Below are 20,945 nucleotides of genomic sequence, written 5' to 3' on the forward strand. Positions count from 1 at the left end.
CACTCAATCAGACAGGTTATGCATAGGCCATCAGCGCAAGCAGGTCCATCAGGCCGTGCGCGATGATCGCAGGCCAGAGCCTGCCGGTCCGCGCGAACCACCATCCAAATATCAGCCCCACGATGACCAGCGAAATCGCGCCGATGGGCCCCTGATACAGGTGATACGAGGCACGGATCGCCACGCTCACGTTCACCGCGAATGCAGGGCTGTGGTTTCGCTGCAAGGCGCGGATCACGTAGGCGCAGACGAACACCTCCTCGAAGATCGGATTGATCAGCGAGACCACCACCACCCCCGCCAGCGACAGTTTTCCGGCCACCATGGCATCCATGGAAGGATTCACTTCCTCGGCCATGTACGTGCCCATCCACTCCACGGGATAGCACGCCACGATGCACGCAATCAGCAAGCCGATCGCGGGCCGGATGTCGCGCCCCTGCCACTGCAATCCCAAGACGTGCGGCGTCCACCCGCGGAACCACAGCACCGGGACGAGCAACGCCAGGACCAGCAGCTCGTAGAAAGCCAATCCCCACAGGCCCTCTGCGGAAAACGACGGCTCGGCGACGGGCGCCAACACGGCCGAAAGACTCCAATAGATCGGAAGTCCGAATGCGGTCGTTACGACGACCAGCAACTCACCCCATACCGCGGATGATCTTTCGCGCCCTTGCATCGATTTCCTTTGTTATCCGCTGAGACGCAGTTGGCCGATCCGACTGGCGCGCTAGTACAGCATGTCCTGTGTCCGCTTGGGCAGCTCTCGGTCGTAGGCGGCAGCATCGAAGTCGCCATCGGCCAGATGGGCGTGCATGGTGCCGGCACTGGGCAACTGCTCGCGCGGCAGGTGCCGCGCCGGATCCCACAGGGCGGAGCGCACGATCGCCTTGGAACAGTGGAAATACGCGGCGTCGATATGCACCACGATCACGCTGCGCGGCAGCTTGCCGCGGATCTCGAAGCGAGCCAGCCGAGGGAGCGGAAGCCGAGCGTGCGACGGCGACCACTGAAATATCTACTTCAACCGCACATTTCCTCCACCCCTTTTGGCTGCGAATCGTGGAGTCACACGCTGAATGAAATCACGATTCCCACAACAACTTCTCGACAACCACCCATTTCCCCGCCCGCTTCCTAAGAAACACATCGCCATTTTTGCCCGTTGGTGGAAAACCGACCTCCACGAAGGCAGCATCATCATCGAAATACATTTTCTCTATGGCAATAAACTCATCCTGGTGATTGAACCCAGGCGACGAGGAACGAACAATCTTCATACCGCCATTCACAACTCCGCAAGCCTCGACTTTTGACGACATTCCATCCCATAAGAAAGTAATTTCCCGGGAAGAAAAATGCTCTTTTGCATAACCCCTTATCTCCGAATTATCCGCAATCGCTCTCAGCACATCGAAATGATTTGAATTGCATTTCGCACCTTCTACTGAATGAGAATTGACTGAACAGCCACATACAGCGAGCGCTATAGACGCAACAACACAAAGAGCAACGCCTTTAGTTAGATAGCGGAATCTTCGTACCGTAGACATAATTTTCATAGTACCAACCTTCCTCGACGCGTGAATTATCATTATTCCAAAAATATTCCGTGAAATGCACCAACTCATGCTCAACTGTACTATTTAGAATATTCAACAATTCCTGGCTTCGGTCACCCGATTCATACCTATCAAAATAACTTTGATGTACAAATATTTCACCACTTCCCGGCTTATATCTTCCGTTATCATGCCTCATGTATTCGGGAGTAACAACGGGGCCACCACACGAATCCAGTAGATGGTCAAGATGGTCTTTCCCAATATTCGCAAAACGGGCGAATCCATCGTATTTCTTCTGAGTCATCCTATTCTTAATCGCATCAAGATACGCCACTGTGGCAGGGTATTTCTGATGAACCCATGGATGGAATCTCAACAACCCCAACGGATCAATGTTCGAAATGGGATTTCCTTCAACATAGTTGTATGTAGATAGGCCACCGCCAAGCCCAATCAGATCACTCTGCCCATACCGCCCAGTGCCAGTGTCGTAGTCACGAAAGTAGTTCTGGTTCAGCCCCGTCGCGTTGTCGTAACGCTGCCCAGGAAAGCGCATGCCGAAAACGAATGCCGCGCCATCGCGATCCGCATCCTGGTCCGGCGGCGAGTTGCCGAAGGCCTCGCCCTTGATGTCCCACTTCCAGATTGCTACGTCGCGCACTGGGTCGATGACTGTCCGCGGTGCGCCGAGGTGATCCGGCTGCACGTAGTTCAAGGCGGTGCCGGCCAGCACGCCCACCGGTAGATCGTCGAGCCAGATGGCTTGTTGGAGCGCCTTGCCGTCCGTGTCGTAGTCGCCCAGCCAGTGCCCGGCTTCGTCGTAGACCGTGTAGGTGTTGGTCGTGCCCAGGAAACGGCGCACCTGCTCGCCGCGGTCGTTGTAGCGATACTCCATCGCCAGCGTGCCGCTGCGCTTGGCCTGGCTCAGGCGCCCGGTCGCGTCGTAGGCGAACTCGCGCGCCGTGCCGTCGATGGCCGTGGTGTTGCCCGCAGCGTCGTAGCTGCGCGCGGCGCCGGCCACACTCGCCAGGCGGTGGCTGTCGGTCGGGTAGTTGTAGGTCTGGGTGCCGCCGTTGACCTGGGCGCTGAGCCGGTTGCCGGTGGCGTCGTAGCTGTAGCCGTCGATCACGGTGCCGGTCGGGCCGTCCTTGAACGCGGTCAGCCGGTCCAGGTTGTCATAGCCCAACGTGACCACGGGTGCCGTGTTGCCCGGCGCAGTCAGCGAGGTGAGATTGCCGACCGGGTCGAAGCCGAAGCCGACGTTGAGGCCGTCGCTGCGGCTGTCCTGGATCGCCTGCGGGCGGTAGTCCTGGTCGAGCACGCGCTGCAGTGGCCGGCCGTTGCCGTAGGACCAGCCGGCGCTGGGGCCGAACGGGTAGTAGGTGGCGCCGCCGAGTAGCTTCTGCCGAGTGCCGCCGGCTGCGGTGACGCCCACTTCCGTCGCCTGGCCCAGCGCATTGCGCACGTAGTCCACCACCGCGCCGTCCGGGTAGGTCACCCGGCTCAGGCGGCCGCCCTTGGTGTAGGCGTAGCGCACCGTCAGCGCCTTGCCGTTGGTGGTCTGCACCTTGCGCATCACGCGCCCGAAGCGGTCGTAGCAATACTGGGTCAGGCCGCTTCCGTCCTGCAGCTTGCTCAGACGCCCGAGCGCAAAGGTCTCGCCGGTAGCGCAAACGGTTTGGGTCGCATCGTAGGTGTAGGTGGCGATCAGCGCCTTGTCGGCGTAGGTCGCCTTGGCCAGGCGGCCGAGCGCGTCGTAGACGTAGTTGGTCTTGGTGGCGCGCGCATCGGTCTGGGTGGCCAGGTTGCCGGCGCTGTTGTAGGTGTAGCTGGTCACGCCGGTGTCGGGGCTGGTCAGCTTGAGCAGGTCGCCGAGGCCGTTGTATTGGTAACTCGTGGCCAAGCCCTTGGGATCGGTGACCTTGGTGGTGCGATCCAGGGCGTCGTAGTCGAACTGGGTCTTTGCGGCGATGCCACCGACGTCCTGCAGGGCCTGCTTGACCCGGTTCAACGGGTCGTAGTCGGTCTGGGTCTTGCGCTTGAGTGCGTCGGTAACCAGTTGCACGTTGCCGTTGAGGTCGTAGCTGAAGTCGGTGGGATCGGCCTCGGCGGTGGCCTGGGTGGCCAGCTGGCCGAGATTGTTGTAGATCCGCGACAGCGTGTGCTTCAGCGCGCCGGACGCGTCCTTGGTGTCTTCCTTGAATCGGTTGCCGGACGGATCCAACGTGTAGTGGATCGTGTTGCCGGCGCCATCGGTCACGTCGGTCAGGCGATGCGCAGCGTCGTAGCCGTAGATGGCGAAGGTGCCGTCCGGATCGGTGACCTTGCTGACGTTGCCAACCTCATCGTAGGCGACGAGCGTGGTCTGGTCCTGGTCGGACGGCGTGCCATCGGCATTCGCGCGCAGCGTGCTCGATGCAGCCCAGCCGCGCGGGGTGTAGGTGAGGTCGCGGATCAGGCCGTTGGCGTCCTGGGTGCGCGTCGGGCGGCCGTTGCGATCGTAGGCCACATAGGTCGTCGCCCGACCCAACGCATCGACCACCTGATACAGGTCCCCTGCGCGATGGCAGGCGCCGCCGGCATTGGCGCAGCCGGATTCGTCGGCGGTCAGGTAGTAGCGATACGTGGTCGTATCCGCGACGTCGGTGCGCGGGCCGTCCTGGCTCAGCACCAGGCCGATTTGCGGGCACTGCGTGCCATCGACGGTATCGCAATAGCTCGTCCGCCATTGGCGCACACCAGCCGGCGCGTTGGCGGCGCTGCCACAGCTGTAGCTCATGGCAGCGGACACGGCTGGATCGACCTCACAGCGTGCCGTTTGCTGGCCGCGTGCGTTGTAGGTCCAGGCCGTCTTGGCGGCCGTGGCGCCGGCCGCGTCGAGCACGGTGCGGGTCAGCGGCACGCGCAGGCTGGTGTTCCAGGTGGTGTTGGTCGTGCGCTGCTGCGTGGTACCCGAGGCATCGATCTGCTGGGTCAGCAGGCCGCCCGCCGCGTAGGTGGTCTTGGTGACCGTGCCCTTGAAGTCGGTCGTCGAGGCCGGGTAACCATTGGCATCGTAGGTCAGCGACTTCCACGGCTGGTTGCATTGTTCGCCGCACGCCACGCCGGCACCGGTCGGCTTCAGCGATCCATAGCCACTGTCGGTGTAGCCCAGGGTGACCCGCGTCCCCAGTGGCGAGGTGATGGTCGCTGGAATGCCCCAGTTGTAGGTCGATGCAGCGTATTCGACCGTCATGGCGTCGACGTTGCCGGCGAAGCTGGAGGAGATCGCCTTGCCGTTGCTGGCGTAGCCGGTGCTCTCGAAGCGGACGCCCTTCTCGTCGATGACGCCGGTCAGTGCCGTGGGCAGGTTTGCCTTGGAGGTGAGCGTTTGCTCGTTGTAGACGTATTGGCGGGTCTTGCCATCCGGATACTGCACAGAGGTCAGATTGCCGGTGGCGTCGTAGCCGTAGGTCAGCATGCCGCCATCCGGCAAAGTGACTGTGCTCAGGCGGCTATTGCTGTCATAAGCGAAGCTCAGCGAGCGGCCACCCGCGTCGGTCACCCGCTGCAGTAGATTGGGAGGGGTCTTGGTGCCGGGCACCGTCGGCGGATCGCTGTAGGCCAGGGTCAGCACCGTCTGGCCCATGCGGTCGAAGACCGAGCGCAGCAGGCCAGCAGTGTCGTAGATCTCCGTCTGCTGCGTGGCCCTCACATCCAACGCAAAGCCCAGCAACAGGCCAGCGCTGTCCCGGCGCTCGGTGAGGATGTCGGGCATGTCCGGATCTGTCGTCCACACCCCGTTGCTCAGGCGGAACCGTTCCACGCCGCCATCCGGACGCCGCGCCTCGACCCGGCTGCCGCCATTGGCGACGCTGGACAACATGACATCCAGGGTGCGTTCGAACGAATGGCGCCACTGCTTGCCCAGCGCGACCGGGGTGACGAAGGTCTTGCTGTTGTAGAAGCGGCGCAGCGTCAGCCAAGTCGGAGAATCGTAATCGGTGTCCTGGCGGAACATGTTGCCGGTGGCCGTGTTGATCGGGTCGCCTTCGAAGGAACTGCCCCGATGCACGCCACCCTGTTTCAGCGCCGCGTCGCCGCTGCTGCCATGCGGGCCCGTGTTGTCGCCCTGCTGGCCCAGGCCGCCGGTGCACATGGTGTTGCAGCTGCCCGCATTCTTAGCTGGCGAACCTTGGCCGGGGATGTTGTCGTTCGCGAACACCCTCCCCCACTCGCGCCCGTTGGAATAGACGTAGGCAACCGTATAACCGTCGCTGTAAGAATCGGTAATGACAGGCGGGTTGACGCAACCTCCCGTACCGCTTTCACACAGCCGCATGATCCCGTCATGGATGAACTGCACCGCTTGACCAACCGTCGGAAAGGCGGCCGAGCCGCTCGTAGAGTTGGCCGAATAAGGTGGCCCGTATTGCGGCTGCGGCGCCGCGTAGCTCAGCGGCGAAACCAGCATCCCGGCAAGCAGCCAAAGGCAGGCCACGCCGATACGGCGGGAAATGCGAACGTGGGGGTTCGACATAGCGTCATCCTTGAGCTTGGATAGAGTTGTAGGCGGGCAGCCGCGCGTGGGCATTGCCCGGCACCAAGAAATCGTATCGTTCCTTTGTTGCAAATTCTGAGACGGCCAGAACCTTTTTTGCGGGAGCCGGCCTGACCCGCTACCGGCCAACAAGCGGTGGGAGCCACGCCGCAGCCACCGCCCCCCAGCAAGGTCCACCGCCCTGCCTAGCCCATCGCTGGAGTCGAGCCGCAGGCAGCCAACTGGAGACTGGAAACTCAAAGGTCGAGCGCCGGGTGCTCCCTGCCAAATCAAAACTTGCCCATCGTCTGGACTAATGCTTGTGCCCATCGCTCGTGTCGCGCGCACGAACGATGGGCGCGTGGCGATAAAACCACGCGGCAACTTCCGATCCTGGCCGGCAATCCGCCTCGCGTCCGACCGGCACCGACACGCACTCGATCAGTCGGCGCGATGGCTCAGCACCGTTTGGCGTTCGGCGCAGGCGTGATCACCAACGCGCCATCGACGATGGCGATGCAGGGCTTACTACCCGGCGCGAATCCCAAGGCTTCCAGCCACTGGCCACTCAGGCGCAGGGTGGGAATGCGCTGGCTCTGCCGGTGGCCGTCCACCCGCACGTCGTGGCAGGTGTAGCCAATGGTGCACTGCGTGGGTTGGTGCGGACGCGGCGCGCGCTTGGGCGGCAGTTCGTCTTCCGTCAGGACCGGATTGAACAGCGTGGTGTACGTCAGGTCGCCGAGCGGGACGCGCGGCATCGGGGCAGCGACGAAAGGCGCGGCGGGCGACGGCGTGGCATCGCGGGTGCGGCGACGGGAGGACGGGTTGCTCGTGGGTACGGTTGCTTTGCGGGACATAGACGACTTCTCCTGAGTTGAAAGAAGTCCGCCCACTGCTGCCAAGCAGGGTGGCGGACGGTACGGGTTGGCAGACCGGACTCAGGGACCGGCAGGCCTTGCGGCCTCCACGTACCGCCCGCCATGAAGCATGCGAGCTATCGCCCACGAGAATCCCGGGCAACAAAAAAGCGCCGGGCATCGAAGATGGGCGCTGGTGCGCCTGAGTGATCGGGCTGCCAAGCCCGGCTGCGTGATTTAACGCAACGATTCAATCGTGCTCTTTGACAAGGTAGGCGTCAACAAGCTTTGTAGACAGAAGTACAAGCTGTGTACCAATGAAAATTCCACTCTGACGCCGATTTTCCTAAGAAGAACGTGCTCGGTGGGTCACGCTAGTCACTAGCGACCTACTTCCTTCTGCGCAACTTTCTCCAATCGACATAGCATGGAATTATCAAGAACGGCTGGATGATTGCGAGCTCATAGAGAGCGAACTTCCAGCCGTTCGGTATGCCCCTCAGGTAGAGAAACCCATAGCAGAACAGGCAGACCAGTAAAACCGTAACTTCATAGCCAAGCAACCGCATCAATGGCCTTCTCACCTGAGACAACCCTCTTTCATTATTTGAACACTAAGTTGCTGACGAAGGCACCGGCAAGTCGAGCACCTTCAACATTTCAGCATAACGGATTGAATGACATAGGGCCTATGCAACCATCAAATTCTTCCAGCAGGCGACCTGCTCTTCGCTAGAGATGCCGGTGAACATGCAAAAGCATTAAGACATTTCTACCAGATGGACAAGTACCGCAACGACTGGAGTGCTGCTTCACTTCCTCGCGCGAGGAAGTGAAGAGGTCCTACCAACTATGATGCTTTCGACGTCGGCGTGATCACCAACGCGCCATCGACGATGGCGATGCACGGCTTGCTGCCCGGCGCGAATCCCAAGGCTTCCAGCCACTGGCCGCTCAGGCGCAAGGTAGGAATGCGCTGGCTCTGCCGGTGGCCGTCCACCCGCACGTCGTGGCAGGTGTAGCCAATGGTGCACTGCGTGGGTTGGTGCGAACGCGGCGCGCGCTTGGGCGGCAGTTCGTCTTTCGTCAGGACCGGATGGAACAGCGTGGTGTACGTCAGGTCGCCGAGCGGGACGCGTGGCATCGGGGCGGGGACGAAAGGCGCGGCGGGCGACGGCGCGGCATCGCGGGTGCGGCGACGGGAGGACGGGTTGCTCGTGGGTGCGGTTGCTTTGCGGGACATACGGAACTCCTTTGAGAAGGAAGTCCGCTCCCCGACGCCAATCGGGGTGGCGGACGGTGCACGATTGGCGTACCGGTCAAAGGCTCCGGCGAGCCCGAAGGCTCCCGCGCACCGCCCGCCATAAATCGGCAAGCATTCGCGCCGTCGATGCGGCCAACAAAAAAGCGCCGGACATCGGAGAATGGGCGCTGATTGCGCCTTCGAACACGGGACGCCAATCCCGGCTGCGTGATTTAACGCAGTGATTCAATCTTGCTCTTTGACAAAGTCGTCGTCAACGAGCTTTTGTAGACAAAAATGCAGGCTATGCACAACTAGAAAATCTACTCTAACCCCGGCATTCCCGACCCCGGCACTCCCTGAAATTATAACCCAAGGCGCCGCTTTATCTCTTTAGCCAACAACCCAAATTCATAGGCAGCCTCATCAACCTGCTCGTTATAACCAGAATTCACATGACCGCGAAGCTTCCCGATTGCCACCCCGCTGTTCTGGGCTTGCGGCGCCAAACTATGGAGTGGAAATTTTTGATTGCTGCTAATTTATTTTGGGGTGAATATGGCACAAAGCTAGGATGAATCGCCCCTAGCACATCAACAACCCTATCCTTAACTCTCGGAGCTATCTTTCTCTCCCAGAATTCGTGAGGCTTAGTTGAGGACCGACCTGAAAAAACCTTATATGCAGATGTGACGTATCCAAGATAGACCGGAGTTCCTTTAAGTAATCTTTTCTGAGCAACCGGAGATGCCAGACTTCGAATCGTAGCCCAATCACGAATCCAACGGTCAACAGAACGACCGACAGTACTGAGCGCACGCAAGGAAAAAAGGTCTGCTGCTACCGGCGTGATAAAGGCATCCGAACCTAAAAGAATACTTCTATTTAGAGGCCCTACATTCGGACCTATATCAAAAAGAACTATGTCCACCTCATATCTAGCAGCCATTTCCTCTGCCATATCATGGAGCACACAAGTGACATCGTAATCACGCTCTTTCCTAGCAAAGGATCCTGTCCAAGCAGCTGGAAGCTCCTCTTCGTAGTCAGCTAAAAGTACGTCTCCTGGGCATAACCAAATCTTATCTTCACGCACTTCGTAAAGATCAAACTTCCTAACTCCACCCTTACCATCCACAACTGGCTTGATAGCTGACCAAATAGTACCCCCATCATCGGTTCCAGATTCACCAAGCAGTTCATCAAGCAAGTGTTCGTCTAGATAATAAGATGTCAAATTGCACTGCGGGTCCGCATCAATCAGTAGAACTCTGAGCCCCAGATCAGCAAGAGCATCCGCAACACTAACGGTCAGCGTCGTTTTTCCCACGCCTCCCTTATGGTTAAAAAATGTCAATTTCTTCATTGATCCATCCTTAGAGAAAAAACTTTCAGTTTTCACTTACAACCCAAAATTTCTGATAGATAGAAAGGATTAACTCAACCGCACTTCGAATACCCACAATTCAAACAAGTAGCACACCCGTCCATGATGACCAGGGCCTTGGTGTTGCACTTGTGGCACATCGTGGCCGACGGCGGGAAGCTCGCGCCGTCGCCGGTGACGGCGATGTCTTCTTCGTGGTCGGCGGTGGAATCGGTCGAGCCCTTACCCTCATCCGCCCTGCGGGCACCTTCTCCCGTAGGAGAAGGAACGGCCGGCTTCATTTCATTGTTTTTTTTTGAGCGGTCTTCGTACTGCTTGCGCTTTTCGTTGATCAGCGCGCGCTGGTGGTCGCTCATCTCCGGGTCGTGCAGCAGGCCGATGGACTTCATGTGCTCTTCGACGATGCTGCCCAGTTCGGCCACCAGCGAAGGCATGTACACGCCGCCGGCCTTGAAGTAGCCGCCCTTGGGGTCGAACACGGCTTTCATCTCGTCGACCAGGAAGGTGACGTCGCCGCCCTTGCGGAATACGGCGGACATGATGCGGGTCAGCGCCACGATCCACTGGAAGTGTTCCATGGACTTGGAGTTGACGAAGATCTCGAACGGGCGGCGCAGTTCGTGCTCGGTGCCGGCGTTGAGCACGATGTCGTTGAGGGTCACGTACATGGCGTGTTCCACCAACGGCGATTTGATCTTGTAGGTGCTGCCGATCAGCACGTCCGGGCGCTCGATGCGCTCGTGCATGTGGATGATGTTGTCCACCGGCACTTCGGCCTCGGCGGTGGCGCGGTCGATCGACGCGGCGGGCACCGGTGGCGCCGCTTCGCGCGCCTTGTCTTCGGCGGTGACAACGGCGTAGCCCTTGATTTTCTTGTCGATCTTGACGGCCATGATGCGTTCCTGATGTGCGTGTCGTATTGGGGCGCGCGTCCCTCGCCCTGCCCCTCTCCCGCGAACGGGAGAGAGGGTGCAGCTGGGACGGCTTACTTCCGGGCGCGGGTGGCCGCGGCCTTCTTGCCGGCGCTCTTGCGCACGGCGGTCTTCTTCGTTGCGGCGGTCTTCTTGGCGACCTTGGCGGTGCTCTTTTTGGCGGCCTTGGCGACCTTCTTCACTGCCTTCTTGGCGACGGCATTGCGCGCGCCGACGCTCTTCTTGACCGCGGTCTTCTTGGCGGCCACCGACTTCTTGGCCACGGCCTTCTTCGCGGCGACCTTCTTGACCGCCTTCTTCGGCGCGGCCTTCTTCGCTACCGACTTCTTCGCTACCGCCTTCTTGGCCGGCGCCTTCTTCACTGCGGCCTTCTTGGTCGCGGTCTTCTTGGCGGCGGCTTTCTTGGCCGGGGCCTTCTTCGCAGCCGCCTTCTTGGCGGTCTTCTTGCCGGCCTTCTTCAGCGCGGCGGCTTCGGACTGGGCGTTGGCCTTGGCCGTTTCCAGCTTCTTGCGCGCGTTGGCGACGGTCTTCTTCACCGACTTGCTGGCCTTCTCTGCGCGCTTGACCACGGCCTTCTCGGCCTTCTTGACCGCCTTGCGGGTCTTGGCGACCTGGTCCTGCACGCGCTTCTGCACGTTCCCGGCGGTCTGCTTGACGCTGGCGACGGCGTCGCTGGCGGTGGCGGCGATCGCGTCGCCCATGTTGCTGGCGGTCTCTTTTACATTTTCGGCGACTTGCGTCAGCGTCGCCGTCACACCATTACCGTTGCTCATAAAAAACCTTCCTCAGGGTGTCAGTGTTTATGTAACGCGGGCGATGCTATACCGATTGGCGTGAAGCGTGGAACCGGATGCGACGGCAGCCGGCGCGCGGTAGGGAAGCGTTGGGGAAAGCAGGCCTGCCGCTTTCCCCGTTTCCCCGCCGCCGCCTGTCCCCCGCCGCTGCGGGGGACGCAAAAAACGCGGCGTTCAGAACTTGCCGTAATACCCTTCTTTCAGCGCGTCGAACAGGTTGGCGGCGGTGTGCATTTCGCCGTCGTATTCGATCTGCTCGTTGCCCTTCACTTCCACCATGCTGCCGTCTTCCAGTTCGAAGCGGTAGGTGGTGTTCTCCAGGTCCGCTTCCTTGACCAGCACGCCCTGGAAGGCGGCCGGGTTGAAGCGGAACGTGGTGCAGCCCTTCAACCCCTGCTGGTGGGCGTAGCGGTAGATGTCCTTGAACTGCTCGTAGGGGTAGTCGGTGGGGACGTTGGCGGTCTTGGAGATGGAGCTGTCCACCCACTTCTGCGCTGCGGCCTGCACGTCCACGTGTTCCTTGGGGTGGATGTCGTCGGCGGAGATGAAGTAATCCGGCAGCTGCGCGTCGGCGGCTTCGGCGAACGGCATCGCCTTGGCGTTGACCAGGTGACGGTAGGCCAGCAGTTCGAAGGAGAACACGTCCACCTTCTCCTTGGACTTCTTGCCTTCGCGGATCACGTTGCGGCTGTAGTGGTGGGCGAAGCTGGGCTCGATGCCGTTGGAGGCGTTGTTGGCCAGGCTCAGCGAGATGGTGCCGGTGGGGGCGATGGAGCTGTGGTGGGTGAAGCGCGCGCCCACTTCGGCCAGCTCGTCCACCAGTTCCGGCGCCACTTCGGCGATGCGCTGCATGTAGCGGCTGTACTTGGCGTGCAGCCGCTTGCCTTCGATCTGCTGGCCCACGCGCCAGCCGTCCTTCGCCATTTCCGGGCGCTGGCGCAGCATCGCGGCGGTGACTTCGAAGGTCTCCTGCATGATCGGCGCCGGGCCTTTTTCCTTGGCCAGGGTCAGTGCGGTTTCCCAGCCGGCCACGGCCATTTCGCGGGCGATGGCTTCGGTGAATTCGCAGGAGGCGGCGCTGCCGTACTTCATCTGCAGCATGGTCATGGTCGAGCCCAGGCCGAGGAAGCCCATGCCGTGGCGGCGCTTGCGCAGGATCTCGTCGCGCTGTTGCTGCAGCGGCAGGCCGTTGACCTCGACCACGTTGTCGAGCATGCGGGTGAACACCCGCACCACTTCCTTGTATTCCTCCCAGTCGAAGCGCGCCTGCGCGGTGAACGGGTCGCGCACGAAGTTGGTGAGGTTGATCGAGCCGAGCAGGCAGGCGCCGTACGGCGGCAGCGGCTGCTCGCCGCAGGGGTTGGTGGCGCGGATGTTCTCGCACCACCAGTTGTTGTTCATCTCGTTGACGCGGTCGATCAGGATGAAGCCCGGCTCGGCGTAGTCGTAGGTGGAGACCATGATCATGTCCCACAGGTGGCGGGCGCGGATCTGCCCGTACACCTTGCACGCGACCAGGCCGTCGTCGCGCACGATGTAGTTGCTGTGGGTGGGCCAGTCGCGCCAGACCACGTCGGTGGCGCTGGTCAGGTCGATGTCGGCCTCTTCCTTGCGGTTGACCGGGAACACCAGCGGCCAGTCGGCGTCGGTTTCCACCGCCTGCATGAAGCCGTCGGTGATCAGCAGCGACAGGTTGAACTGGCGCAGGCGCCCGTCCTCGCGCTTGGCGCGGATGAAGTCCTTCACGTCCGGGTGCGACACGTCGAAGGTGCCCATCTGCGCGCCGCGGCGGCCGCCGGCCGAGGACACGGTGAAGCACATCTTGTCGAAGATATCCATGAACGACATCGGCCCGGAGGTGTAGGCGCCGGCGCCGGCCACGAACGCGCCGCGCGGGCGCAGCGTGCTGAACTCGTAGCCGATGCCGCAGCCGGCCTTGAGGGTCAGGCCGGCTTCGTGGACCTTCTCCAGGATGCCGTCCATCGAATCGGTGACGATGCCCGACACGGTGCAGTTGATGGTGCTGGTGGCCGGCTTGTGTTCCAGCGCGCCGGCGTTGGAGGTGATGCGCCCGGCCGGGATCGCGCCGCGGCGCAGCGCCCAGGCGAAGCGCTCGAACCAGTGGGCGCGCTTTTCCTCGGTGGCCTCGGCATCGGCCAGCGCGCGCGCCACGCGCTGGTAGGTGCCGTCGATGTCGGCATCAAGCGGTTCGCCCTGCTTGGTCTTCAGGCGGTACTTCTTGTCCCAGATATCCTGCGACGCAGGCTGCATCGGGATGGGGTTCTGCTTGGACTCGGTCTGGACGACTTCCAGGCGCACCGTGCTCATTCTTTTCTGTTCTCCTCGAACCTGTGCCGATGGGGCGGATGGGGGTGGACCGTCCGCCGTGTCTCTTATTTGTATGCGGTTTGCGCTGCGCGACGACGACAGCCGCGGCAGCGCGCGCGGCGCCGCCCTTCGGCCGAATGGGAATGCGTAGGGCGTTCGACCGCCCGTCTCACGTTCACGCCATGCGTCACTGCGTGCGCCCCCTGGGGTCTGGACCCCAGCGAAAACCCCAGTAGTTGGGTTGCTTTGACGTCTTACCGCTACATGTAGTGGCAAAACGAAGTGCCCAAGCTACCCCTGGGCAGGCCCGCTGTCAACGCCGAAACCGGGCGGTTCGGCACCTCCGTACGCCGCCGTGGGTGTGCCCGGCGCCGGGCTTTCACTGGCGGTTAAACGCCGCGCGTTCATCTTGATTTATGCGCCCCGGCGCCCATCTGCCCTGCGTCTCCCGCCGCGTCATCCGGAACCCGACCCATGCGACCGCTGCCCACGCTGCTGACCCTGACCGCCGCCGCTGCCTTCGGCGGTTTCGCCGCCACCGCGATCAACGCGCACCTGGACAACCGCGCCGAGGCCGCGCCCGCCCCCGCCGCGCCGGTGGCGCAGACCCTGGCCGGCAGCGCGGCGTTGCCGGCCTCGGTGGCCGGCCAGCCGCTGCCGTCGCTGGCGCCGATGCTGCAGCAGACCATGCCGGCGGTGGTCAGCATCAACACCAAGCAGGTGGTGCGGGTGCGCAATCCGTACTTCAACGACCCGTTCTTCCGCCGCCTGTTCCCGGACATCCCGCAGGAGCGGATCAACGAGTCGCTGGGTTCGGGCGTGATCATCGACGCCAAGAACGGCTACGTGCTGACCAACCACCACGTGGTGGAGAACGCCGACGACGTACAGGTGACGCTGGCCGACGGGCGCAGCTTCAAGGCCGAGTTCATGGGTTCGGACGCGGACACCGACGTGGCGCTGATCCGGATCAAGGCCGACAAGCTCACCGAGATCCGCCTGGGCGACAGCAGCAAGCTGCGCGTTGGCGATTTCGTGGTGGCGATCGGCAACCCGTTCGGCTTCACCCAGACAGTGACCTCGGGCATCGTCTCGGCGATGGGCCGCAACGGCATCCGCGGCCTGGGCTACCAGAACTTCATCCAGACCGACGCCTCGATCAACCCGGGCAACTCCGGCGGCGCGCTGGTGGACCTGCACGGCGAACTGGTCGGCATCAACACCGCCAGCTTCAACCCGCAGGGCAGCATGGCCGGCAACATCGGCCTGGGCCTGGCGATCCCGTCGAACCTGGCGCGGGCGGTGGTCGAGCAGTTGCTGAAGAACAACGGGGTGATGATCCGCGGCACCTTCGGCATCGAGACCCAGAACCTGACCGCGCAGATGGCGCAGGGCCTGGGCCTGGACGCGCCGCGCGGCGCGCTGGTGACGCGGGTGCTGAGCGGTTCGGCCGCGGCCGGCGCGGGGCTGCAGCCCGGCGACGTGGTGGTGGGCGCCAACGGCGAACGCCTGGACAGCGCCGAGGCGCTGCACAACTACGAAGGCCTGCAGCCGGTGGGCAGCACGGTGACGCTGGACGTGCGCCGCGACGGCAAGCCGCTGCAGATCAAGGCCACGCTGAAGGAGCAGCCGCGCGCGGTGAGCGGCGAATCGCTGGACCCGCGGCTGGGCGGCGCCAGCTTCACCGACCTGCCCGAGTCGCTGCGCCAGTCCGGCATCAACGGGGTGCTGGTGGGCAGCGTGGCGCGCGGCAGCCGCGCGGCGCGCAATGGCTTGGCCAGCGGCGACATCGTGATGGCCGCCTCCACCGGCGAGTTCGCCGACCTGGCCAGCTTCCGCGCCAACTTCGCGCGCAAGCCGGCGCAGCTGGTGCTGCGCGTGGTGCGCGGCGGGGCGCAGGCGGATTTGTTGATGCAGTGAGGTGGGGTGCCGGCGCCGCGCTCATTCCAGGCGCGCGGCGTAGTCGTCGCGCACATAGCGGTTGAGATAGGTGCTGAGGCCGCTGCCGGCGTCGGCCAGGCGCTGCATTTCCGCCACGTGATAGGACCCGGGATGGTGGCGGTCGTAGCGGTAGGTGCTGCCGTCGACGAAACGCAGCACGATCCAGTCCGGTCCCATGTCGTAGGCGACCACGCCCGTGCCGCCGCGTTTGTTCCCATAAGCGCGCATCCGTTTCTCCCGGCCCTGGTCGCGGGCACCGCAAGCGGCGACACTGTGGATCGCCAGGGCCTAACAAGCCGTACACCGTGCCGATGGTATTGCTGTCGCCCGCGATCCGCGAAGCGTCCGCGCATAGCGGGCGGTATAGCCCCCAAACCCTCAGGAGACACGCGATGAATGCCAACCCCACCAATACCGAAAACCTCAAGGACAACCTCAGCGAAGCCGGTTCGCACCTGAAGTCGGCCGCCAGCTACGCCGGCGACGCGATCAAGGGCGCCGCCGGTGCCGCAGGCGACGAGCTGAAGCTGGGCAAGGCCAACGTCAAGGCCGAGCTGTCCGACAGCGCGCTGTCCGGGCTGGCCGCTGCCGAGTTCGGCGGTGCCGCGGCGAAGGAACAGGTCGATGTGCTGATGGACAAGGGCCGCGACCTGATCGACAGCGCCGCCGAGCTGATCCGCGAGCGTCCGCTGGCTTCCTTCGGCGTGGCCTTCGCCACCGGCTGGATCATCGCCAAGCTGGCCCGCAGCAGCGACAAGTAAGCCTCGTGAGCGACGAGCAGGCCCGCGACGGCACCGCCGCGCCCGATCCAGCGGAGGCCGAACGGCCCTCGCTGGAGCAATCGTTCCGCGAGTTCGGCCAGGCCGGCCGCGAGGGCCTGAACGCCACGCTGGAAGCCAGCCGCGCGCTGCGCAAGCTGGTGGTGGCGGATCTGGCCCTGGCGCGTGCCGCACTGGCCCGCGCGTTGGTGTGGTTGACCATCGCGGTGTCGTTCGGCGCGTCGGCGTGGATGCTGCTGATGGGCGCGCTGATCGCGGTGCTGCAGCGGATGGGCTGGTCGTGGCTGGCGTCGATCTCGGCGACGGCTGCGTTCAGCCTGGTGGTCACCGCCCTGGGCGCCTGGCAGGCGCTGCGCTATTTCGAGATGAGCAAGCTCGACGCCACCCGCCGCCAGCTGGCGAAGCTGGGGATCGGTGGCGACGACGACGAGGATCATGCCGGCGGCAACGCAGCCGCGGCCAGCGAGACGCGCCGATGAAATTCGAGCAACTGCAGCACCGCATCGCCCGCGCCGAGACGGTGCTGGAAGGCCGCCAGCAGCAGATGCAGACGCAGTGGACCACGCTGCAGCGGGTCTGGCGCGAAGGCTGGACGCCGCTGCGCATCGTTGCGGTGGGATTGGGCGCCGGTTTTCTGGCCGGACGCGCCGAACCGGCGGCGGCGATCGGCAAGCTCGGCGGCGCGCGTTGGCTGCAGATGCTCAGCGCGGTCTCCAGCCTGCTGACCGCGACCAAGGTCAAGGAAGCCTCCGACCAGGCCGAACGCGCGGCGGACACCGCGCAGGACGCGGCCGAGGCGGTCGAGACGCCCGCGGCCGCAGGCGTGCCGCGGCCGCCGGTTGCGCCCGTCGTGGCCACTGCGCCGGTCGATGCGCCGTTCGCCGCGCCGCCGCGCGCGGCCGAAGCGGCCACCGACGTCTCCGAACGCTGAGCGCGGCGTAGCGACCCGCTGCGGTCGCCACGCCGCCTTCATACCGCGCAGGCCAGGATCGGCCTACACTCCGCTTCCCCTTTTTGCGCCGAACGGCGCGTGTCCAACGGACGCGTGCCGGGGCCACCGTACGCAGCGCAGGTCCGATGAGCACTCTCTCCGAATCCGTGGCCGACGCCGGCGACGTGGCACCGCCCCCCGAGGACGCTCTGCCGCCAGCGCCCGCACCGCGTCCGCGCGGGCCGATGTCGTTGGTGGTGCTGGCGACGCTGGCGGTGGGCTACACCCTGTGGGCGGCGCAGGAGGTGATCCTGCCGGTACTGCTGGCCGCGTTCTTCGCCCTGGTCGGCAATCCGATCCTGCGCGGGCTGCGGCGGCTGTACGTGCCGCGCTTCCTCGGCGCGCTGCTGGTGCTGGTGTCGGGCATGGCGGTGGCCGCGGCGCTGACCATGCAGTTGGCCGGGCCGGCCGCCGAGTGGGTGCAACAGGCACCCGGGCAGATGCGCCACATCGCCACCCAGGTGCGCGACCTGACCAAGCCGATGCAGCAGGCCAACCAGGCGGCGGAGAATTTCGCGCGCGCTGCCGGCGGCGACAACGGGCGCCGCGTGCAGGTGATCCGCACCCAGCTGGACGATCCGTACAAGGCGCTGGTGCGCACCCCGCGGCTGGCCGCCTCGGCGCTGGCGGTGGTGTTGCTGACGTTCTTCTTCATGGTGTTCGGCGAGAACCTGCAGCGGCATGCGATCGCGCTGCTGCCGAACCGCCAGCAGCAGAAATTCACCACCGACATCCTGCGTTCGATCGAGCGCGAGGTGTCGCGCTACGTGCTCACCATCAGCGTCATCAACACCCTGGTCGGGCTGATCTTCGCCGGCATCCTGGTGCTGCTGAAGATTCCGCTGCAGGAAGCGCTGCTGTGGGGCACGGTGGTGGCGCTGCTGAACTTCGCCCCGTACGTGGGCCCGCTGATCGGCGCGATCCTGATGCTGCTGATGGGCTTCGTGGAGTTCCGCGATCCGCTGAGCGCGGCGCTGCCGGCGATCCTGTACCTGGCGCTGCACATGCTCGAAGGCCAGGTGGTGACGCCGATCGTGCTCGGCCGGCGCATGGCGATCTCGCCGCTGATGCTGATCCTGGCGCTGATGCTGTTCGGCTGGCTGTGGGGCATGATCGGGCTGCTGCTGGCGGTGCCGCTGCTGGTGTGCATCAAGATGGTGCTGGCGCGGGTGGAAGGCATGCAGCGCTGGGCCAGGTTGCTGGAATGAAGCCGGGACTCGGGACCGGGGACTGGGGACTCGGAAAAGCGATCGACGTCGGCTTGGGGGCCGGCGTGCATGTCTACCTGGGGCGACGGTCGCTGCGGCGGGTTCGCGTAAAATGTTGCGAGTGACTTCCTTGCCTTCCTTCCCCGTTCGCGCGATCACGCTGGACCTGGACGACACGCTGTGGCCGTTCGCGCCGATCGGCGCGCGTATCGAGCAGGTGCTGCACGACTGGCTGCTGCAGCACAGTCCGCGCACCGCCGAGCGGTTCCCGATCGTGGCGATGCGCCAGCTGCGCGACGAGGTATTCGCCGCGCATCCGCACCTGGTCCACGACCTGAGCGAGATGCGGCGGCTGACCCTGCGCCGCGCGTTGCGCGACAGCGGCGCCGACGAGGCGCTGGTGGAGCCGGCGTTCGCGGTGTTCTATGCCGCGCGCAATCAGGTGGAGTGCTATCCGGACAGCATCGCCGCGCTGCAGCGGATCGCCGCGCGGGTGCCGGTGGTGGCGCTGAGCAACGGCAATGCCGACCTGGCCACGATCGGCCTGGCCTCGCATTTCGCGTTCCAGCTCAGCGCGCGCGAACACGGCGCGGCCAAGCCGGACCCGAGCATCTTCCACGCCGCCTGCGCGCGCCTGGGGGTGCCCTACGCGGAGGTACTGCACGTCGGCGACCATATCGAGATGGACGTGGTCGGCGCGATGCAGGCCGGGTTGCGCGGTTGCTGGATCAACCGCGACGCGCAGGCCTGGCATCCGCCCACGCCGCCGGACCTGCACTTCGACACCCTCACCGGCCTGGCCGACTGGCTGGACGCCACCCAGCCGGCCATCGGCGCGCGCGCATGAGCGCCGCCCGCTGCCGCTTTTCCGCCCTGGCCGCGCGCCGCGCCGGCCGCGCCCGCCCCACAAGGACCCGCTGATGTCCCTGCCTTCCGGCTTCACCGATGCCTCCCCCCACGCGCTGCCGCTGCATGTGCTGGACCGCGAACGCCTGGCCGAATGGCGCGCCGCGCAGGCGCCGGCCTGGGTGGCGTGGCTGGACGCGCAGCAGTTCGTGGCCGCCCCCGGCACGGTGCTGTTGCTGCCCGGCGCGGATGGCGTGGCCGCGGCGGTGCTGGGCGTCGGCGACCGCGGCGATGCCTATGCCTACGCGCACGCGCCGCACGCGCTGCCGGCCGGCAGCAGTTGGCGGCTGGCCAGCGCGCTGAGCGAGGAGGAGCAGGCCGCGCTGCACCTGGGCTGGGGCCTGGGCAGCTACCGCTTCGCCCGCTACAAGCAGCCGACGCGGGTGCCGGCGCAACTGCTGGCCACGCCGAGCGCGGAGGTGCGCGACCAGCTGGAGGCGTGCGTGCGCGTGCGCGACTGGGTCAACACGCCGGCCGAGGACATGGGGCCGGACCAGCTGGAAGCGGCCGCGCGCGCGATCGCCGACGCGCATGGCGCGCAGTGCGAAAGCATCGTCGGCGAGGAATTGCTGCTGCGCAATTTCCCGGCGATCCACGCGGTCGGCCGCGCCTCGCACCGCGCGCCGCGGCTGATCGTGCTGCGCTGGGGCGAAGACGCGCACCCGCACGTGGCGCTGGTCGGCAAGGGCGTGTGCTTCGACACCGGCGGCCTGGACCTGAAACCGGCCGACGGCATGCGCCACATGAAGAAGGACATGGGCGGCGCGGCGCATGCGCTGGCGCTGGCCGGGCTGGTGATGGCGCAGCGGCTGCCGCTGCGGCTGACCGTGTTGCTCGCGGCGGTGGAGAACGCGGTCGGCCCGGACGCGTTCCGCCCCGGCGACGTGATCGCCACCCGCCAGGGCATCAGCGTGGAGATCGACAACACCGATGCCGAAGGCCGATTGGTGCTGTGCGACGCGCTGACCTACGCCAGCGAACAGGCGCCGGATGCGATCCTGGATTTCGCCACGCTGACCGGCGCGGCGCGGGTCGCGCTGGGGCCGGATCTGCCGGCGTTGTTTTGCAACGACGACGCGCTGGCGCAGGCCTGGATCGCCGCCGGCGAACGCAGCCGCGACCCTGTGTGGCGCATGCCGCTGTGGCGCCCGTACCTGCGCTACCTGACCAGCTCGATCGCCGATCTGGCTAACGCCGGTTCGCGCATGGCCGGCGCGGTGACCGCGGCGCTTTACCTGGAGCGCTTCGTGCCGGCGCGGCAGGCCTGGGCGCACCTGGACGTGTACGCCTGGAACGACAGCGACCGCCCCGGCCGCCCCGCCGGCGGCGAAGCGCTGGCGCTGCGCTCGGCCTACGCGATGCTGAAGGCGCGCTACGCCGGGTAGGGTTTGGCGGGGTGTCGGTGTCTATCGACACTGTTCCGGCCACGGCACCTCCACCGCTTCGCTCATCGCGGCTGAAGTCGCTCCCACAAGGAACTTGCGGCTCGCTCGCA

The 20,945-nt window shown here is 64.6% G+C and carries 18 protein-coding genes; 7 read left to right on the forward strand and 11 right to left on the reverse strand.

Annotation, left to right across the window (positions count from 1 at the left end):
* Positions 1-16: 16 nt before the first annotated feature.
* The 10 genes from HEP73_RS20680 to HEP73_RS20725 all read right to left on the reverse strand — a co-directional run bounded on the left by HEP73_RS20680 (position 17) and on the right by HEP73_RS20725 (position 13,625).
* Positions 17-583 (reverse strand): CPBP family intramembrane glutamic endopeptidase, encoded by a 567-nt coding sequence (locus HEP73_RS20680; protein WP_255423583.1) that lies wholly within the window; start codon positions 581-583, stop codon positions 17-19.
* Positions 584-730: 147 nt separating this feature from the next.
* The gene (locus HEP73_RS20685) at positions 731-934 is read right to left on the reverse strand and encodes a PNPOx family protein (protein WP_185821368.1); all 204 of its coding nucleotides are present in this window, start codon (positions 932-934) and stop codon (positions 731-733) included.
* 151 nt (positions 935-1,085) lie between these two features.
* A complete protein-coding gene (locus tag HEP73_RS20690; protein ID WP_185821369.1) occupies positions 1,086-1,562 on the reverse strand; it encodes a hypothetical protein in 477 nt (158 codons plus the stop codon).
* Complete coding sequence (locus HEP73_RS20695; protein WP_185821370.1) at positions 1,519-6,084, reverse strand: RHS repeat-associated core domain-containing protein; 4,566 nt, start codon at positions 6,082-6,084, stop codon at positions 1,519-1,521. Before HEP73_RS20695 ends, HEP73_RS20690 begins: the two co-directional genes overlap by 44 nt.
* A gap of 458 nt (positions 6,085-6,542) precedes the next feature.
* Positions 6,543-6,842, reverse strand: a complete 300-nt coding sequence (locus HEP73_RS20700; protein WP_255423584.1) for a SymE family type I addiction module toxin — start codon at positions 6,840-6,842, stop codon at positions 6,543-6,545.
* Positions 6,843-7,791: 949 nt separating this feature from the next.
* On the reverse strand, positions 7,792-8,184 hold the full coding sequence (locus HEP73_RS20705) for a SymE family type I addiction module toxin (protein ID WP_185821372.1): 393 nt from the start codon (positions 8,182-8,184) through the stop codon (positions 7,792-7,794).
* Positions 8,185-8,635: 451 nt separating this feature from the next.
* Positions 8,636-9,550 carry a ParA family protein gene (locus HEP73_RS20710; RefSeq protein ID WP_185821373.1) on the reverse strand — a complete coding sequence of 305 codons (915 nt, stop codon included), beginning with the start codon at positions 9,548-9,550 and terminating at the stop codon, positions 8,636-8,638.
* A gap of 74 nt (positions 9,551-9,624) precedes the next feature.
* Positions 9,625-10,464, reverse strand: a complete 840-nt coding sequence (locus tag HEP73_RS20715) for a TSCPD domain-containing protein (protein ID WP_185821374.1) — start codon at positions 10,462-10,464, stop codon at positions 9,625-9,627.
* 92 nt (positions 10,465-10,556) lie between these two features.
* Positions 10,557-11,276, reverse strand: coding sequence for a hypothetical protein (locus tag HEP73_RS20720; protein WP_185821375.1), 720 nt, complete (start codon positions 11,274-11,276; stop codon positions 10,557-10,559).
* A gap of 195 nt (positions 11,277-11,471) precedes the next feature.
* The gene (locus HEP73_RS20725; protein WP_185821376.1) at positions 11,472-13,625 is read right to left on the reverse strand and encodes an adenosylcobalamin-dependent ribonucleoside-diphosphate reductase; all 2,154 of its coding nucleotides are present in this window, start codon (positions 13,623-13,625) and stop codon (positions 11,472-11,474) included.
* 474 nt (positions 13,626-14,099) lie between these two features.
* Here HEP73_RS20725 and HEP73_RS20730 point away from each other — a divergent pair, with 474 nt between their 5' ends.
* Entirely contained in the window at positions 14,100-15,545 is a 1,446-nt protein-coding gene (locus HEP73_RS20730) for a Do family serine endopeptidase (protein ID WP_185821377.1), read from the forward strand.
* A 21-nt stretch (positions 15,546-15,566) separates the two neighbouring features.
* Here HEP73_RS20730 and HEP73_RS20735 read toward each other — a convergent pair whose 3' ends face one another.
* The gene (locus tag HEP73_RS20735; RefSeq protein ID WP_185821378.1) at positions 15,567-15,794 is read right to left on the reverse strand and encodes a hypothetical protein; all 228 of its coding nucleotides are present in this window, start codon (positions 15,792-15,794) and stop codon (positions 15,567-15,569) included.
* A 164-nt stretch (positions 15,795-15,958) separates the two neighbouring features.
* Between HEP73_RS20735 and HEP73_RS20740 the strand changes: the two genes are divergently transcribed.
* The 6 genes from HEP73_RS20740 to HEP73_RS20765 all read left to right on the forward strand — a co-directional run bounded on the left by HEP73_RS20740 (position 15,959) and on the right by HEP73_RS20765 (position 20,835).
* A complete protein-coding gene (locus HEP73_RS20740) occupies positions 15,959-16,327 on the forward strand; it encodes a hypothetical protein (RefSeq protein WP_185821379.1) in 369 nt (122 codons plus the stop codon).
* A 5-nt stretch (positions 16,328-16,332) separates the two neighbouring features.
* Positions 16,333-16,824 carry a phage holin family protein gene (locus HEP73_RS20745; RefSeq protein ID WP_185821380.1) on the forward strand — a complete coding sequence of 164 codons (492 nt, stop codon included), beginning with the start codon at positions 16,333-16,335 and terminating at the stop codon, positions 16,822-16,824.
* Complete coding sequence (locus HEP73_RS20750; RefSeq protein ID WP_185821381.1) at positions 16,821-17,276, forward strand: hypothetical protein; 456 nt, start codon at positions 16,821-16,823, stop codon at positions 17,274-17,276. Before HEP73_RS20745 ends, HEP73_RS20750 begins: the two co-directional genes overlap by 4 nt.
* Positions 17,277-17,422: 146 nt before the next feature.
* Positions 17,423-18,544 (forward strand): AI-2E family transporter, encoded by a 1,122-nt coding sequence (locus tag HEP73_RS20755; RefSeq protein ID WP_185821382.1) that lies wholly within the window; start codon positions 17,423-17,425, stop codon positions 18,542-18,544.
* A gap of 130 nt (positions 18,545-18,674) precedes the next feature.
* Complete coding sequence (locus HEP73_RS20760) at positions 18,675-19,391, forward strand: HAD family hydrolase (RefSeq protein ID WP_458309636.1); 717 nt, start codon at positions 18,675-18,677, stop codon at positions 19,389-19,391.
* A 73-nt stretch (positions 19,392-19,464) separates the two neighbouring features.
* Positions 19,465-20,835: a leucyl aminopeptidase family protein gene (locus HEP73_RS20765; protein WP_185821384.1), complete on the forward strand. Its 1,371-nt coding sequence runs from the start codon at positions 19,465-19,467 to the stop codon at positions 20,833-20,835.
* The last annotated feature ends 110 nt before the right edge of the window (positions 20,836-20,945 follow it).

Source organism: Xanthomonas sp. GW (genome assembly GCF_014236815.1).
In the GTDB taxonomy this organism is placed as follows: Bacteria; Pseudomonadota; Gammaproteobacteria; order Xanthomonadales; family Xanthomonadaceae; genus Xanthomonas_A.